Origin of the sequence: Pseudomonas azotoformans (assembly GCF_001579805.1) — a bacterium.
Taxonomy (GTDB): domain Bacteria; phylum Pseudomonadota; class Gammaproteobacteria; order Pseudomonadales; family Pseudomonadaceae; genus Aquipseudomonas; species Aquipseudomonas azotoformans_A.
On record NZ_CP014546.1, the window covers coordinates 3,155,048 to 3,170,385 of the forward strand.

Sequence of the window (15,338 nt, forward strand, 5' to 3'; positions counted from 1 at the left end):
CTCAGACAGCCTTGGTGACGGTGACGCCGAGGCGTTTGAGCGAGAGGGCCAGAGCGTCGGCCAGGTTGGCCTTGGTGACCACGCCTTGCAGGTCGAGGCCCAGGTGCACGATGGTCTGGGCGATTTGCGGGCGCACGCCGCTGATGATGCAATCGGCACCCATCAGGCGGATCGCGGTCACGGTCTTGAGCAGGTGCTGGGCGACCAGGGTGTCGACAGTCGGCACACCGGTAATGTCGATAATCGCGATTTCCGCGCCGGTGTCGACGATACGTTGCAGCAGCGACTCCATCACCACCTGTGTGCGCTGCGAGTCCAGGGTGCCGATCATCGGCAGGGCCAGCACGCCGTCCCACAGCTTGACGACTGGGGTGGAGAGTTCCAGCAATTCTTCCTGTTGGCGTTTGATCACCGATTCGCGGGACTTCTGAAACGTGCGGATGGTGTGCATGCCCAGTGCGTCGAGCAGCTCCGATATCTTCAACAGCTGTTCTGCCAACTGCACAGGTTGATCGGCATATACCTGTTGGAGCAGGGCGAACAGGGGGCCTTTAAGGGCGAAGATAAAACTGGCGGTTTGTTGCGAGTCCTGACCGGCGAGGGCGCGACTGTGAGAAAGTTTTTCCAGGAATACACGGGTTTGCGCCCAGTTTTCGTGGTCGGTATTCTGGGAACCGCCCAGTTGCAGGGCCTCAGTCAGCAGATTCAGGAACTCATGGGTCTGCTGTTTGATATCGTCGCCTTTGATGTTGCGCGTAGCGCCCGAGGCCTCGAGGCTGGCATTCCATTCGTCAAGGAGGGCGCTTCGATTATCCAGCAGAGCCTGAATTGTGTTCGTTTGCAAAGTTGCCACGGGTAACCTCCTTGAATGCCTTAGATGAACTTCACGCAATTTATACTAAATAGAACCGTTTTGAAGTATTTCGCCGAATTTTCCGAACATAAACGGACAGGTCACACCCATGGCGAATCCAGCATTTGATTTCGATCAGCTTTCGCTGCACTCCAGCGACGCCAGATAATCCTGGCCGCCGTAATACAGGCCCAGGATCGACACCGTTTCGCTGGCAGCGTTCAGCACGAACGCGATGACCGTGGTGCGCCGATAGTGAGTGATGCGCAAGTCTTTGAGCAGGTCATCACGGCGGGTGCCGCGCAAGGGAAACAGGCAAAGGCCTTCGCAGTAGCGGATGAGGCTGTCGATAAAGCGTGCAGCTATAACTGGGGAACTGGCATCGCTGATGTAGTCTTCAAGGGCGTCGAGTTGCGCCAAGGCTTCAGGCGAAAAGGCTACCGCGTAACTCACGCTTTCCCGGTGCCTTTTCGCTGACGCTTGGCTGCCATGTGTTCTCGAACCTGTTCGACGGACAGCGCGCGCTCGGGCTTGGTCTTGAGGGCTGCCGCAGCTGGGATCACCTCGTCCCGCAGCCAGTCTTCCATGGCGCGATCACGTGCCAGCAATACTCTCAGGCCGTCGCGGATCACTTCGCTCTCGGATGCATATTCACCGGCCGCGACCTTGGCTTTGACCAGGGCCGCCATTTCGATGGGCAAGGTAATGCTCATTTGCTGGGTTGAGCGCATGTAGATGTCCGCCGAAGGAGGGTAGGATTCAATCCTACTTGACCACTGGCGTGATGCAAGAAGCAACTGATCGATGCCGATATCCAGCATCTCGTCGTCTGTCCAGAAGTAAGGGGTTTCCATGCGTGCTACATCTCCCGTTGTGAAGGTCAGGCCGCAAGTATTGACCCATTTCGGCGATTGCGTGGCCGCAAAAAACCCAATAACCCACTGATATGTATGACTTCATATTTGTAGCAGGGTCATTACGACAAGCCGCTCCCGGCATGCATGGCGCGCCATCGGCTCCCATACGATAATGCCCGCCACCTCGACCATATTGGCACTCCCGTGATCATCAACTTCGACCTCAACGACCTCCAAGCCTTCCGCGCCGTGGTAGACAAGGGTAGTTTTCGCAGTGCCGCCGAAGCTATCCGGATCTCGCAGCCGGCCCTCAGCCGGCGTATCGAAAAGCTTGAGACCGCCCTGGATGTGAAGCTGTTCGAACGCACCACGCGGCGCGTCAGCCTGACCATGGTCGGCCGCGCATTCCTGCCGCAGGTCGAGCGCATGCTCGACGATCTCGATGTCGCGCTCATGGGCATCAGCAATGTCGCGTCCACACGCATGGGCAATGTCACCATCGCCTGCGTGCCGTCCACTGCGTATTACTTCATGCCCCACGTGATCTCTGAATTCCACAAGTTGTATCCGAAAATTCGCCTGCGGGTGCTGGATGCCAGCGCCGGTGAAGTGTGCAATGCCGTAGAAAGTGGCGAGGCGGATTTCGGCGTGAGTTTCAGCGGCAGCCTGGCCGATGAAGTGGAGTTCGAACTGCTGCTGCAGGAGCGTTATGTGCTGGCCTGTCGCCGCGATCATCCCCTGGCCCAGCGTGACAGCGTGACCTGGTCCGAAGCCTACGAACACGACTACATCACCGTGGACAAGACTTCCGGCAACCGCTTCCTGCTCGACCAGGCGTTGCGTGGCGTGCGGGTGAAAAAGCCGAGTATCTGCGAGACGCACCACGTCACGACGATGATCGGGCTGGTGGAGGCAGGGCTGGGGGTCGCGATGGTGCCCTCGATTGCGATGCCGGCCGGCGAGCATCCGATCCTGGTGAGTGTGCCGCTGGTGGAGCCGCAGGTGATGCGCAATGTGGGCTTGATAAAACGCCGCGGGCGGACCTTGCCGCCAGCGGCGCTGGAGTTGGAACGGTTGGTGCGGGAGATGCCGTTTCGGTCAGCGTGACACCGAATCCAGGCCGGTGGCTTGTACCACCGGTTGCGCCTGGGGCGACGCCAGGTACTGCAACAAGGCCTTGGCCTGCTCAGGGTGTTCGGCATTCACCGGAATGCCGGCGGCAAAACGGGTCACCGATTGCACATCCTCCGGGATCTTGCCAACGTAGGTCACACCCGCCACCGGCAGCAATTCCGCGACCTGTTGCAAGCCCACTTCGTAGTCACCCTTGGCGACCTGTTCTGCCACCGGCAGGCGTTCGATCATGGTGCCTTTGGCGGGCATGCCGAGCTTCTTGAACAACTCCTTCTCGACATACACACCGCTGGCGCTGTCCGAGTAAGCCACGGATTTGGCCTTGCTCAGCGCGGCTTTCAATTCGGCATCCGTACCGATTGCAGGTTTGACCGCGCCGGCCTTCACCACCATCCCGATGCGCGAGTCCGCCAGTTCCACACGGGAAGCCGGGTCGACCTTGCCTTGTTTGATCAGGTCATCCAGGGCGTAGCCGACCATGATTACCACGTCGGCATGTTCGCCACGGGCGAGACGGTTGGGAATCGCTTCCGGCGCCTTGCCCATGGACGGACCCAGAATGGTGTCGAGGCTGTCACCGCTTTGCTTGGCGTACTGCGGGCCAAGCAACTTATACGCGGCGGTGAAACCACCCGACGTCATCACCTTGAGCTGTTCGGCCTGGGCCGACAGCGCCAGGGCGCCGAGGGCCAGGGCCGTCAGGGTCTTGAGCAACGGCTTCATCACGCCGCCTCCTGCATCACCTGGCCACGGGTATTGGCGCGACGATACAGCGCCAGGGTTGAACACAATGCGCAGGCGGCGGCGAACATCATCCAGTAGGCGGGCGAGGCCTTGTCTTCGGTGATGTGGATGAACCAGGTGGAGATCGCTGGGGTGAAGCCGCCGAAAATCGCAGTCGCCAAACTGTAGGCCAGGGAGAAACCTGCCACACGTACTTCTACCGGCATGATTTCGGTCAGGGCCGGGATCATGGCGCCGTTGTACATGCCGTAGAGGAAGGAGAACCACAGCAGGGTTTCCAGCATGTGGGCAAAGCTCGGCGCATTTACCACGTAGGACAATGCTGGATAAGCGGTCAGAACCGTCAGCACGGTCATGGCGATCAGCACTGGCTTGCGGCCGAAACGGTCGCTCAGGGTGCCGCCGATCGGCAGCCAGACAAAGTTCGACACCGCCACCAGCAGGGTCACCAACAGCGCGTCGGAGGTGCTCAATTGCAGCACGGTCTTGCCGAAGGTCGGCGCGTACACGGTGATCAGGTAGAACGCGGTGGTGGTCATGGCCACCATCAGCATGCCGCCGATGACTACTGTCCAGTTCTTCACCAGGGTCGCCAGCACTTCACGCATGGTCGGGCGATGCTTGCGGTTGGCGAACTCTTCAGTTTCCTGCAGGTTGCGACGCAGGATGAAGATGAACGGGATGATCACACAGCCGATGGCGAACGGAATGCGCCAGCCCCAATCGGCCACCACGGCGGGTTCCATCCACACGTTCAGGCCATAACCCAGTGCGGCGGCGACCACGATGGAGATCTGCTGGCTGCCCGATTGCCAGCTGGTGTAGAAACCTTTGCGGCCGGGCGTGGCCATTTCGGACAGGTACACCGACACACCGCCCAGTTCCGCGCCGGCCGAAAAGCCTTGCAACAGGCGGCCAAGCAGCACCAGCAGCGGTGCCCACAGGCCAATGGTGTGATAACCCGGCACCAGCACGATCAGCAGCGTGCCGCTGGCCATGATCGACAGGGTCACGATCAGTCCTTTGCGGCGACCGACGTCATCAATGTAGGCACCCAGGATGATCGCGCCCAATGGACGCATCAGGAAGCCTGCGCCGAACACGGCGAAGGTCATCATTAATGACGCAAACTCATTAGCGGCAGGGAAGAACGCGGCAGCGATGTAGGTGGCGTAAAAACCGAACAGGAAGAAGTCGAACTGTTCGAGGAAGTTGCCCGAAGTCACGCGGAAAACCGCGCCCACTTTCGAGCGGGCAGAGTCGGGTCGGGTAGGGCTAGTCATGGTTTTGTGTCTCCAGCGTTCTTTTTAAAGTGCTTGTTTCGCCTAAGACCGAGAATAGTGGCTGACACATTTAGAAATGATAAGTGACAAATTTGGATAGATTGATGCGCATTGGCTATCAATCAGTGGCGCGGTCAAAAATGCGTTCGCTGTTCTATGCTTAAGGTGTGACCAATTCTTACGGATGGGAGGTGGCGATGACTGACCAACAGAAACGGCGGGACGAGCCGGAGCGTGAACAACCCCGACAGCGGGAGGAAGAAAAACCGCAGACCTGGAAGCATCCGGATGATGGAACGGAGCTTTCCGAGCGGGATCAGGAGCGTCCGCTCAAGCCCTGATCAATGCGACGGTCTAAAGGCGATTCCGATGGGAGTTATCGATGTGTCATTCGATAACTCCCATTTTTTCGTCGGGAAATTATTTGACATATTTGATTTGTGATCACATATTGAGGCCATAAGAACGACAACACAGGTTTTGCCTCATGACAGATGGTCCGCTCCTCCTGCCCACCCTGCGCCAGGTGTCCCGCGATACCTTGCAAGACCAGGTCTACCGCCAGATCCGCGAAGCCTTGATGAGTGGCCGTTTCCAGCCTGGCCAGAAGCTCACCATCCGCGGTCTCGCCGAAGCGCTCGGTTCCAGCCCGATGCCAGTGCGCGAAGCGCTGCAACGCCTCAGCGCCGAAAACGCCTTTGAAGTCACCGAAACCTCCCGTCTGCGTGTGCGCCTGATGACGGTCGAACGCCTGCGCGAAATCCGTGATGCGCGGGTCGCCCTCGAAGGTTTGCTCGCCGAAAAGGCGGTGCTGCTCCTGCAAAAAGCCGACCTCGATGAAATCACCGACCTCTGCCAGCAGATGCAACACGCCGCCGACGAAGTCGACGTGTCGCGTTACCTGTGGACCAACTTCGCGTTTCACCGGCGCATCTACGCCGTGGCCCAGGCCGAGTTGACCATGGCTGCCGTGGAAAACTTCTGGCTGCACATGGGCCCGTGTTTTGCGCTGGTCGCCCCGGATAAAGCTCACCTGCAACGCTCGATGGAGGCGCACACGCGCATCGTCGAAGCCCTGGCTGCCCGAGATGGCGCCGGCGCCCGCGCGGCGGTGACCGATGACATCATGCAGGCCGCCGACTCCCTGGCGCGCCTGCTCGTCAAGAACGACCGTTCGCGGTCGTCTGCTTCAGGAGGTAAACGTGCATGAGTGTCCTACAACGGCTACAGCCCTATCCTGGGTTACGTGTGTTGATTTCCGGCGGGGCTGCCGGCATTGGTGAAGTGCTGGCAGCGGCGTATCTGGAAGCCGGTGCGCAGGTGCATGTGTGTGATGTGAGTGAGCCGGCCCTGGCTGCGTTTCGCGACAAATACCCAGGCACCGTCGCCACCCGCGCGGATGTCAGCGATGCCGCGCAGATCGAGGCGGTGTTCCAGGTGCAGCGCGAGCAGTTCGGCGGCCTCGATGTGCTGGTCAACAATGCCGGGATCGCCGGGCCTACCGGTGGGATCGATGCGATCAGCGACGCCGAGTGGCAAGCCACCATCAATATCAATCTCACCGCACAATACCGCTTTGCCCACCACGGCGTGCCGATGCTCAAGGAGTCTTCCCACGGCCACTTGCTGCATATCGCCTCGGTGGCGGGGCGCTTGGGCTACGCGTGGCGCACGCCCTATGCGGCGACCAAATGGGCGATTGTCGGCTTGATGAAATCCCTGGCCTCGGAGCTGGGCGAGAGTGATATCCGCGTCAACGCCTTGCTGCCCGGCATCGTCGAAGGCCCGCGCATGGACGGCGTAATCCGCGCCCGTGCCGAACAGGTTGGCGTGCCCGAAGCCGAGATGCGCCAGGAATACCTCAACAAGATTTCCCTTAAGCGCATGGTCACCGCCGAAGACGTGGCCGCCATGGCGTTGTTCCTCTGTTCGCCCGCCGCACGCAACGTGACCGGCCAAGCGATCAGCGTCGACGGTAACGTCGAGTACCTGTAAGCCACGCAAGAACACATCGCGCTGTACCCAGGATTTTTTTCATAAGAATAAAAGTCGGAGATCTGTCATGTCCAAAAATCGTCCTGTCATTATTACGTGCGCCGTTACCGGTGCGATTCATACGCCGTCGATGTCACCGCATTTGCCGATCACCGCCCAGGAAATTGCCGATGCCGCCATCGGTGCCGCCGAAGCCGGCGCCGCGATTGTGCACCTGCATGCCCGTGACCCCAACGACGGCCGCCCCAGCCAGGACCCGGCGCTGTTCGCCGAATTCCTGCCGCAGATCAAGGCCGCCAGCGACGTGGTGATCAACATCACCACCGGCGGCGCACCGACCATGGGCGTGGAAGAACGCCTGCAGCCGGTGATGCAGTTCAAGCCGGAACTGGCTTCGCTGAACATGGGCTCGATGAACTTCGGCCTGTACGAAATGCTCAACCGCTTTACCGACTTCAAGCACGACTGGGAACGGCCGTACCTGGAAGAAAGTGACGACCGGATCTTCCGCAACACCTTCCGCGACATCACCCACATCCTCAACTCCTGTGCCGAAAACCGTACGCGTTTCGAGATCGAGTGCTACGACATCGGCCACCTCTACACCGCTGCGCACTTCCTGGAACGCGGCCTGCTCAAGCCACCGTTGTTTATCCAGTCGGTATTCGGTTTGCGTGGCGGCATCGGCGGGCACCCGGAAGACCTGGCACACATGCGCCGTACCGCCGACCGTCTGTTTGGCGACGATTACGTGTGGTCGATCCTCGGCGCCGGGCGCGGGCAGATTCCGCTGGCGACCATGGGCCTGTCCATGGGCAGCAACGCGCGGGTGGGGCTTGAGGATTCGCTGTGGGACGGGCCGGGCAAACTGGCGGCGTCGAATGCCGATCAGGTCCGGCGCATTCGTACCGTGATCGAAGCCCTCGGTCACCGCGTCGCCACGCCGGATGAAGCGCGGGAAATCCTCGGGCTCAAGGGGCGCGATCAGGTCAACTTCTAACCCAACAAACCGCCGCGTCAAGGCGCGGCTTGCATCCCGCACAACAACAATAAGGGGATCACCATGCGTATCGAAGTGCTCGTCGACGTCAAGACCACCCTGGGCGAAGGCCCGGTGTGGGACGTCGAGCAACAACGCTTGTATTGGATCGACAGCGCTGACGGCCGCATCCTGCGCTGCACCGACGACGGCCGCGAACTGCGGGCCTGGGACGTGGGCCAGAAAATCGGCTCCATGGCCCTGCGCCGTGACGGCGAGTCGGCCATCGTCGCCCTGCAAAACGGCGTGCACACCCTCGACCTCAACAGCGGCGAACTCAACCTGGTCGCTGATCCGGAACCGCACCTGCCCAACAACCGCCTCAATGACGGCAAGGTCGACCGCCAAGGCCGCTTTATCTTCGGCTCCATGGACACGTTGGAAGACAGCGCCAGCGCCAAGCTTTACCGCCTGGACGCTGACCTGAGCCTGCACACCCTGGACGAAGGCATCATCGTGTCCAACGGCCCGTGCTGGAGCCCATCGGGTGACACCTTCTACTTCTGCGACACCTGGTCCGGCGAGATCTGGGCCTACGACTACGACCTGGCCACCGGCAACGTGAGCAACCGCCGCACGTTCGCCAAGGTCGATACCTCCGGCGGTGGCGCCGCCGACGGTTGCACCGTGGATGCCGAAGGCTGCCTGTGGCAGGCGCTGGTCTACGCCGGGAAACTGGTGCGCTACACCCCCGACGGCCACGTCGATCGCATCATTCAGATGCCGGTGAAAAAGGTTACCAGCCTGACCTTTGGCGGGCCGAACCTGGACACCCTGTTTGTGACCTCCATGGCCAAGCCGCCGCTGCCGCGTTTTCCGGCAGACGGCCAGCAGCGCGGAGCGCTGTTCGCCATTACCGGGTTGGGCGTGCAAGGAATAGCCGAGCGACGGTTCGCCAGCTAGCGCGTGTGTGTGACAAGGCATATTCCTTCGCAACCTTGTGTCAGTGCGCGCCCTCGCGCGCCTGGAGAGGCCCATGGCAACTATTAAAAAAGCGTCGCTGCGCAGTATTCACCGGCATTCCTGGGTGTCGCTGCTGGTCTGCTGGATGATCTGGATCCTCAACGCCTACGACCGTGAGATCGTGCTGCGCCTGGGGCCGACCATTTCCAAGCATTTCGACTTATCCGCCGACCAATGGGGCACCGTGGCCACGGTGGTGATGCTGGCCCTGGCGCTGCTGGATATCCCCGGTTCGATGTGGAGCGACCGTTACGGCGGCGGCTGGAAACGTGCGCGCTTCCAGGTGCCGCTGGTGCTGGGCTACACCGCGATCTCGTTTCTGTCCGGCTTCAAGGCGTTGAGCGGCAACCTCGCCACCTTCATTGCCCTGCGCGTCGGCGTCAACCTTGGCGCTGGCTGGGGCGAGCCGGTGGGGGTGAGCAACACCGCCGAATGGTGGCCGGTTGAGCGTCGCGGTTTTGCCCTGGGTGCGCACCATACGGGTTACCCGATTGGCGCGATGCTCAGCGGTATCGTCGCGAGTTTTGTCATCACCGTGTTTGGTGAGGACAACTGGCGCTATGTGTTCTTTTTCGCTTTCGTGGTGGCGCTGCCGCTGATGATCTTCTGGGCGCGTTATTCCACGGCCGAGCGCATCACTGCGTTGTACGTCGACATCGCCGCCAAAGGCATGACCCCGCCCGACAATGCCCCGGCCAGCTCGGTAAAAGGCGAAGCCTGGCGCACCTTTGTCGCCACCTTGCGCAACCGCAACATCGCCCTCACGGCGGGTAATACGATGCTGACCCAAGTGGTGTACATGGGCGTCAACATCGTGCTGCCGGCCTACCTCTACAACATCGCCGGATTGTCCCTGGCCGAGTCGGCGGGGATGAGCGTGGTGTTCACCCTCACCGGCATCCTCGGGCAACTGGTGTGGCCGTCGCTGTCGGACATCATCGGCCGACGCACCACCCTGATCATCTGCGGCGTGTGGATGGCGGCGAGTGTCGGCGCGTTCTACTTCGCCAACACCCTGACGCTGATCGTCGTCGTGCAACTGCTGTTCGGCCTGGTGGCCAACGCGGTATGGCCGATCTATTACGCCGTGGCCTGCGACTCGGCCGAACCGTCGGCGACGTCGACCGCCAACGGCATCATCACCACCGCGATGTTCATCGGTGGCGGCCTGGCGCCGGTGCTGATGGGCAGCCTGATCGCCATGGGCGGCGGCTGGACCACGCTGCACGGCTACACCGTGTGTTTCTTCGTGATGGCCGGCTGCGCCCTGGGCGGCGCGTTGCTGCAACTGTTTTCCCATCGCCCCCAGGCGTTGGCTATGCAACTCGACTCCTAGAACAACACCGATGCGCCCCCCAGCCCGGCTGGCGGGGCGCCAAGAGGAATTGCCGATGACTACCGCGACTTCCGCCCGCACCCCGCAGGCGTTGAACAAACTGATGTTCGTCAAGCTGATGCCCTTGCTGATCATCGCCTACATCCTGAGCTTCCTGGACCGCACCAACATCGCCCTGGCCAAGCATCACCTGGACGTCGACCTGGGCATTTCCGCCGCGGCGTACGGGTTGGGCGCGGGGCTGTTTTTCCTGACGTATGCACTGTCGGAAATCCCCAGCAACCTGATCATGCACAAGGTCGGCGCGCGGTTCTGGATCGCGCGGATCATGGTGACCTGGGGCCTGATCTCGGCGGCCATGGCCTTTGTGCAGGGCGAGACCTCGTTCTATGTGCTGCGCCTGTTGCTGGGCATTGCCGAAGCCGGACTCTTCCCCGGCGTCATGCTCTACCTCACCTACTGGTTCAACCGCGAACAGCGGGCACGCGCCACCGGTTATTTCCTGCTCGGCGTTTGCTTCGCCAACATCATCGGCGGCCCGGTGGGCGCGGCCTTGATGCGCATGGACGGCATGCTCGGCTGGCACGGCTGGCAGTGGATGTTCATGCTCGAAGGACTGCCGGCGGTGGCGTTTGCCTGGGTGGTTTGGCGCAAATTGCCGGACCGTCCGAGCAAGGCGCCGTGGTTGTCGGCCGAGGAAGCGCGCGGCATCGAACAGCGCATCGCCCAGGAAACCGAAGAGGGCGCGGGCGAGGGTGGTCACTCGTTGAAAAACTGGCTGACCCCGCAAATCCTGCTGGCGATCTTTGTGTACTTCTGTCACCAGATCACCATCTACACGGTGATCTTTTTCCTGCCGAGCATCATCAGCAAATACGGCGAGCTGAGCACCATGAACGTCGGCCTGCTGACTTCGTTACCGTGGATCGCGGCGGCACTCGGTGCCTTGCTGATTCCGCGTTTCGCCACGACGCCCGGACGCTGCCGGCGGTTGCTGGTCACAGGGCTGCTGACCATGGCGTTGGGCCTGGGCATCGCGTCGATATCGGGGCCGGTGTTCAGCCTGCTCGGTTTTTGCCTGTCGGCGGTGATGTTCTTTGTGGTGCAGTCGATCATCTTTCTGTACCCGGCTTCGCGCCTCAAGGGCGTTGCGCTGGCGGGCGGGCTGGGTTTCGTCAACGCCTGCGGGCTGCTCGGCGGGTTTGTCGGCCCCTCGGTGATGGGCGTGATCGAGCAAAGCACCGGCAATGCGATGAACGGCCTGAAGGTGATTGCGCTGGTATTGGTGGTGGCGGCGATTGCGGCGCTGCGGTTGCGCATGGGGCACGAGCCTGAGCGTGGCGCACAAGCCAGCGAAGCGTCCTACACGTAGACGCCGGCAACGCGGCTTTCTACACTGCGGCTTGTCTTGGGGAAAGGGGCAGGCGCCGATGAATCGCAATGAATTACGCAAGGCCGACATCAACCTGATGGTGGTGTTCGAAGCACTGATGCTGGAACGCAACGTGACGCGGGTGGCAGAGAAGCTGTTTCTCGGCCAACCGACCATCAGCTCGGCCCTCAACCGCTTGCGTACCTTGTTCAACGACCCGCTGTTCATTCGCGTCGGCCACCGCATGGAGCCCACCGCGCGGGCCGAGGAAATCATCCAGCATTTGTCGCCAGCGCTGGACTCGTTGTCCTCGGCCTTGAGCCTGACCCATGACTTCGACCCGTCGATCAGTACCATGACCTTCCGCATCGGCCTGTCCGATGATGTCGAGTTCGGCCTGTTGCCGCCGTTGCTGCGCGCCCTGCGCCAGGAAGCGCCGCAAGTGGTGTTCGTGGTGCAACATGTGGACTACTGGCGCATCCCGGATCTGCTGGCCTCTGGCGATATCACCGTCGGCATCACCCAGACCCGTGGCCTGCCAGCGAATGCCAAGCGCAAGCTGCTGCGCCATATCCGCCCGCGCATCCTGCGTGCCGATGCCTCGGACACACCGCTGACCCTTGACGAATACTGCTCACGGCCCCACGTGCTGGTGTCCCACACCGCCAACGTGGCGGGGTTCGCGGATGAATGGCTGGCGGAAATCGGCCGCAAGCGCCACGTGGTGTTGTCGGTGCCGCAATACAGCGCACTGCCGGCGTTGCTCGCCGGCACCGACCTGATCGCCAGCCTGCCGGACTACACCGCCGAGGCCATGGCCGTGTCGGGCCACCTGTTCTGCGAGCCATTCCCGTTCGAGACGCCGACCCTGGATTTGTCCATGGTCTGGCTCAGCCATGTGGACACGGACCCGGCCGAGCGCTGGGTACGCTCGCGACTCGAAGCGTTCATGAGTGATCGTGGGTTGGCGACCAAGGCCTGACTCCGTGGTATATCTAGGATTCTTCCTACCAAAGACTCGGAGCCCTACATGCCACACCTGCACCTGGAATACACCGCCAACCTGACGAACCTGGCCGTTGAGAAAACCCTGCTACGGCTCAACAACGTGTTGATGGTGTCTGGCCAGTTCGGTTCCGAGTTCGATATCAAAAGCCGTGCGGTCAAGGTCGAGACGTTCCAGGTGGGCACCTCCCTCGACCCTCGTGGTTTTATCGCGGTGAAGTTGTCACTGCTCAGCGGACGGTCGCCGCAGGTCAAGAAGCAGTTGTCGGAAAGCCTGTTGGCGGCCTTGCAGGATCTGGGCGACTGGCCAGCGGGCGTACAGGTTCAGCTGAGTGTTCTGTTGGTGGATATGGATCGCGATTCCTACAGCAAGGTCGCAATCGGTTAAGCCCTACAACAACCCCTGATCCGCACACACTTTCACCACCTGCTCACGAAACCAGGTATTGGCACTGTCCTGTCCACTGGTTTCGTTCCACTGCATCTCCAGGGTGAACCCCGGCAAGCCGTTCGGCGCTTCGCAATGGCCGAACACCGTGGACGGCGCCAGCAACTTTTGCACGCGACGGGGCAAGGTGACGATGAAGTCCGTGCCGGTGATCATCTTCAAGGCTGCGCTGTAGCTGTTGGCACGGGCGATGACCTGGCGCTTGTGGGCCTGGCGTGCGAGCCAGCCATCGATCATGTTGGTGTCGGAGGTCCACGGCGTGGGGAACACGTGGCGGCGCTCGACGAAGGATTGCAGGCTGAAGGCTGGCTCCCGTGGCGCCGAGCGTTTGTCGAATACGCACACCAAGTCGTCCTCCAGCAGCATCTGGGTGCGGAAGTCTTTGTGGGCGCGGTGGAAGTTGGGGCCGAAGCAGATCACCAGGTCGAGGCGACCTTCGCGCAGGTCGCCGGCGGGGATGTCGGTTTCCAGCTTCTGCACATTGACGATCACCGGCAGGTCGGCGCGGTCGAAGTTTTTCAACAGGCGCGGCAGGATCAACTGTTCGAAATATTCCGGCGCACACACGTTGAAGGTCACGGCCTTCAGCGTCGGATCGAAGGCTTGGCTGCCGGCGTGGCACAGGTTGATGCTTTCGAGGATCTTCTGCACATGGCCGTACATGGTGGTGGCCTTGTACGTCGGGCGCATGCCGGCGCGCGTGTTGATAAACAGCTCGTCTTCAAAACTGGTGCGCAGCTTCTTCAGGCTGTAGCTCACGGTGGACTGGCTGACAAACAGCGTTTCAGACACCTCGGTAACGCTGCTCTGGTCATAGACGGCGATAAACACCATCAAGTCCTGCATATCGAGCTTTCTGAGCAAGTTACTGTTTAGCATCGGTTTCGTCCGTAAACCCTTTGTACCGAACTCAGTACAAGACAGCACAAAAGCTTAACGGAACGAGCGTGCCAATAGAATGCTCTGTAGGGCGTTTCTATGTTTGGCGTGAGACAAATACTGTTTCCAACACGACCTCAGCGGATATGTCGTGCGTAATGCTTTGGGTTGAAGCGCGTCACGATCAACAGCATTACCACGATCACCGCCGTGAGCGACCACCAGGCCCATTCGAAGCTGCCCAGTTGATCGCGGATCATCCCGGCGATCAGCGGCGACAGGCCGGCAATCAGGTAGCCGATGCCTTGCACAAATGCGGTGAGGCCACCGGCGCGGCGCGGGTTGTCTAGGTGGTCGAGGGACAGGATCAGGCTCATCGGGAACAGGCCGCCGATGCCCAGGCCGAGCAGGCAAGGCCACAGCAGGCTCAGGTGTTGCGGACTGAGTATCAGGCCGCAGAAACCCAGGATGATCAGTACCAGCAACACCGCCACCACGCCGCGTTTATCCTGGCGACAGTTGGCGATGGCGGGGGTGATCAGGCCGGAGACGACTTCCATGGCCGTCAGGAAACCCAGCAGCAAGCCGGCGTTCTGTTCACTCCACCCTTGCTCCACGTAGTACGGCGCCAGCCAGGCGAGTACGCAGGTGTAGGACGCGGTACCGAGTCCGAAAAATACCGCGAGCAACCAGGCGCGACCGTTGCCGAAGAATGATTCTTGAGGGCCCGCAGCGGCTTGGGGCAGTGGCGGCAACACCGAGCGCTGCGCGTACCAAAACACCAATGCCAACAGCGCCAGCACTGCCCAGATCGCCAGGCCGATGCGCCAACTGCCAGTCTGCACCTGCACGAACGGTGCAAACGACGCCGCCAGTGCCGCGCCGCCCATGATCGCGGTGACGTACAGGCCCATGAACAGCGAGACATTGTCACTGAACCGCGACTTGATCAGTGCCGGCATCAACGCCTGGATCATCGCAATCCCCACACCGGCGGCGATGGCGCTGATAATCAATTCCAGTGCTGAATCGAGGAACAGCCTCGACAACGTCGCCACGCCAATCACCAGCAGCGACACCACGATGCTGCGGTGCTCGCCAAATCGCTTGGCCACGCCCATGCCAAAAAACATCGCCAAGCCCATGGCCATCACCGGCAACATGGTCAGCAACGCAGCACTGCTGAAGCTCAAGGGCACGTCGCCGCGAATCGAGGACAACAGTGGGCCGACAGCAGCCATCGACGGGCGCAGGTTGAGGGCGACCAGCACGACGCTGATCATCAGCCAGACGGCGGTGGCGGGTTTTGTGTGAACGGTTTCCATGGGACGGCCTTGAGTGAACAAGGGCGAATCAGGCCATGGGCGGGAGGAGGGGGCAAATGAGAAAGTCGCAGGGGCTATCTAAAAAATGCGGATGACTTTGTGGCG

General features: G+C 61.1%; 17 protein-coding genes. 10 read left to right on the top strand and 7 right to left on the bottom strand.

From position 1 onward, the window contains the following. Position 1: 1 nt before the first annotated feature. The 3 genes from AYR47_RS14690 to AYR47_RS14700 all read right to left on the bottom strand — a co-directional run bounded on the left by AYR47_RS14690 (position 2) and on the right by AYR47_RS14700 (position 1,707). Positions 2–853 carry an STAS domain-containing protein gene (locus tag AYR47_RS14690; RefSeq protein ID WP_033902633.1) on the bottom strand — a complete coding sequence of 284 codons (852 nt, stop codon included), beginning with the start codon at positions 851–853 and terminating at the stop codon, positions 2–4. A 135-nt stretch (positions 854–988) separates the two neighbouring features. Beyond that, complete coding sequence (locus AYR47_RS14695) at positions 989–1,306, bottom strand: type II toxin-antitoxin system RelE/ParE family toxin (protein ID WP_033902632.1); 318 nt, start codon at positions 1,304–1,306, stop codon at positions 989–991. Next, positions 1,303–1,707, bottom strand: coding sequence for a ribbon-helix-helix domain-containing protein (locus AYR47_RS14700; RefSeq protein ID WP_082781497.1), 405 nt, complete (start codon positions 1,705–1,707; stop codon positions 1,303–1,305). The genes AYR47_RS14695 and AYR47_RS14700 overlap by 4 nt, the downstream gene beginning before the upstream one ends. Before the next feature lie 207 nt (positions 1,708–1,914). On the opposite strand from AYR47_RS14700, the gene AYR47_RS14705 reads away from it, so the two are divergent. Next, on the top strand, positions 1,915–2,817 hold the full coding sequence (locus tag AYR47_RS14705; RefSeq protein ID WP_033902836.1) for a LysR family transcriptional regulator: 903 nt from the start codon (positions 1,915–1,917) through the stop codon (positions 2,815–2,817). Here the strand turns inward: AYR47_RS14705 and AYR47_RS14710 are convergent. Both AYR47_RS14710 and AYR47_RS14715 read right to left on the bottom strand, forming a co-directional pair. Then, positions 2,809–3,567, bottom strand: a complete 759-nt coding sequence (locus tag AYR47_RS14710; protein ID WP_061435691.1) for a substrate-binding domain-containing protein — start codon at positions 3,565–3,567, stop codon at positions 2,809–2,811. The genes AYR47_RS14705 and AYR47_RS14710 overlap by 9 nt on opposite strands. Continuing rightward, positions 3,567–4,871: an MFS transporter gene (locus tag AYR47_RS14715; RefSeq protein WP_016975196.1), complete on the bottom strand. Its 1,305-nt coding sequence runs from the start codon at positions 4,869–4,871 to the stop codon at positions 3,567–3,569. Before AYR47_RS14715 ends, AYR47_RS14710 begins: the two co-directional genes overlap by 1 nt. 197 nt (positions 4,872–5,068) lie before the next feature. Here AYR47_RS14715 and AYR47_RS32685 point away from each other — a divergent pair, with 197 nt between their 5' ends. The 9 genes from AYR47_RS32685 to AYR47_RS14755 all read left to right on the top strand — a co-directional run bounded on the left by AYR47_RS32685 (position 5,069) and on the right by AYR47_RS14755 (position 12,969). Then, positions 5,069–5,212: a hypothetical protein gene (locus AYR47_RS32685; protein ID WP_167351253.1), complete on the top strand. Its 144-nt coding sequence runs from the start codon at positions 5,069–5,071 to the stop codon at positions 5,210–5,212. 146 nt (positions 5,213–5,358) lie between these two features. Then, a complete protein-coding gene (locus AYR47_RS14720; protein ID WP_016975198.1) occupies positions 5,359–6,081 on the top strand; it encodes a GntR family transcriptional regulator in 723 nt (240 codons plus the stop codon). Beyond that, positions 6,078–6,866: an SDR family oxidoreductase gene (locus AYR47_RS14725; protein ID WP_061435693.1), complete on the top strand. Its 789-nt coding sequence runs from the start codon at positions 6,078–6,080 to the stop codon at positions 6,864–6,866. The genes AYR47_RS14720 and AYR47_RS14725 overlap by 4 nt, the downstream gene beginning before the upstream one ends. A gap of 67 nt (positions 6,867–6,933) precedes the next feature. Beyond that, positions 6,934–7,866, top strand: a complete 933-nt coding sequence (locus tag AYR47_RS14730) for a 3-keto-5-aminohexanoate cleavage protein (RefSeq protein WP_016975200.1) — start codon at positions 6,934–6,936, stop codon at positions 7,864–7,866. A 63-nt stretch (positions 7,867–7,929) separates the two neighbouring features. Then, positions 7,930–8,808 carry an SMP-30/gluconolactonase/LRE family protein gene (locus AYR47_RS14735; RefSeq protein WP_061435695.1) on the top strand — a complete coding sequence of 293 codons (879 nt, stop codon included), beginning with the start codon at positions 7,930–7,932 and terminating at the stop codon, positions 8,806–8,808. Between the two features lie 73 nt (positions 8,809–8,881). After that, complete coding sequence (locus AYR47_RS14740) at positions 8,882–10,204, top strand: MFS transporter (RefSeq protein WP_033902628.1); 1,323 nt, start codon at positions 8,882–8,884, stop codon at positions 10,202–10,204. 55 nt (positions 10,205–10,259) lie between these two features. Then, entirely contained in the window at positions 10,260–11,576 is a 1,317-nt protein-coding gene (locus AYR47_RS14745; RefSeq protein WP_033902627.1) for an MFS transporter, read from the top strand. A gap of 58 nt (positions 11,577–11,634) precedes the next feature. Next, positions 11,635–12,558 (top strand): LysR substrate-binding domain-containing protein, encoded by a 924-nt coding sequence (locus tag AYR47_RS14750; RefSeq protein ID WP_033902626.1) that lies wholly within the window; start codon positions 11,635–11,637, stop codon positions 12,556–12,558. Between the two features lie 48 nt (positions 12,559–12,606). Continuing rightward, entirely contained in the window at positions 12,607–12,969 is a 363-nt protein-coding gene (locus AYR47_RS14755; protein WP_028619369.1) for a 5-carboxymethyl-2-hydroxymuconate Delta-isomerase, read from the top strand. A gap of 3 nt (positions 12,970–12,972) precedes the next feature. Here AYR47_RS14755 and AYR47_RS14760 read toward each other — a convergent pair whose 3' ends face one another. Together AYR47_RS14760 and AYR47_RS14765 are read right to left on the bottom strand one after the other, a co-directional pair. Continuing rightward, entirely contained in the window at positions 12,973–13,908 is a 936-nt protein-coding gene (locus tag AYR47_RS14760; protein WP_061435697.1) for a LysR family transcriptional regulator, read from the bottom strand. A 137-nt stretch (positions 13,909–14,045) separates the two neighbouring features. Continuing rightward, on the bottom strand, positions 14,046–15,233 hold the full coding sequence (locus AYR47_RS14765) for a cyanate transporter (protein ID WP_061435699.1): 1,188 nt from the start codon (positions 15,231–15,233) through the stop codon (positions 14,046–14,048). Between the last annotated feature and the right edge of the window lie 105 nt (positions 15,234–15,338).

Excerpts from the sequence above, each read along its gene's own strand:
- AYR47_RS14700 (WP_082781497.1), bottom strand. The coding sequence starts at position 1,707 with ATGGAAACCCCTTACTTCTGGACAGACGACGAGATGCTGGATATCGGC.
- AYR47_RS14710 (WP_061435691.1), bottom strand. The coding sequence starts at position 3,567 with ATGAAGCCGTTGCTCAAGACCCTGACGGCCCTGGCCCTCGGCGCCCTG.
- AYR47_RS14715 (WP_016975196.1), bottom strand. The coding sequence starts at position 4,871 with ATGACTAGCCCTACCCGACCCGACTCTGCCCGCTCGAAAGTGGGCGCG.
- AYR47_RS32685 (WP_167351253.1), top strand. The coding sequence starts at position 5,069 with ATGACTGACCAACAGAAACGGCGGGACGAGCCGGAGCGTGAACAACCC.
- AYR47_RS14720 (WP_016975198.1), top strand. The coding sequence starts at position 5,359 with ATGACAGATGGTCCGCTCCTCCTGCCCACCCTGCGCCAGGTGTCCCGC.
- AYR47_RS14725 (WP_061435693.1), top strand. The coding sequence starts at position 6,078 with ATGAGTGTCCTACAACGGCTACAGCCCTATCCTGGGTTACGTGTGTTG.
- AYR47_RS14730 (WP_016975200.1), top strand. The coding sequence starts at position 6,934 with ATGTCCAAAAATCGTCCTGTCATTATTACGTGCGCCGTTACCGGTGCG.
- AYR47_RS14735 (WP_061435695.1), top strand. The coding sequence starts at position 7,930 with ATGCGTATCGAAGTGCTCGTCGACGTCAAGACCACCCTGGGCGAAGGC.
- AYR47_RS14740 (WP_033902628.1), top strand. The coding sequence starts at position 8,882 with ATGGCAACTATTAAAAAAGCGTCGCTGCGCAGTATTCACCGGCATTCC.
- AYR47_RS14745 (WP_033902627.1), top strand. The coding sequence starts at position 10,260 with ATGACTACCGCGACTTCCGCCCGCACCCCGCAGGCGTTGAACAAACTG.
- AYR47_RS14750 (WP_033902626.1), top strand. The coding sequence starts at position 11,635 with ATGAATCGCAATGAATTACGCAAGGCCGACATCAACCTGATGGTGGTG.
- AYR47_RS14755 (WP_028619369.1), top strand. The coding sequence starts at position 12,607 with ATGCCACACCTGCACCTGGAATACACCGCCAACCTGACGAACCTGGCC.
- AYR47_RS14760 (WP_061435697.1), bottom strand. The coding sequence starts at position 13,908 with ATGCTAAACAGTAACTTGCTCAGAAAGCTCGATATGCAGGACTTGATG.
- AYR47_RS14765 (WP_061435699.1), bottom strand. The coding sequence starts at position 15,233 with ATGGAAACCGTTCACACAAAACCCGCCACCGCCGTCTGGCTGATGATC.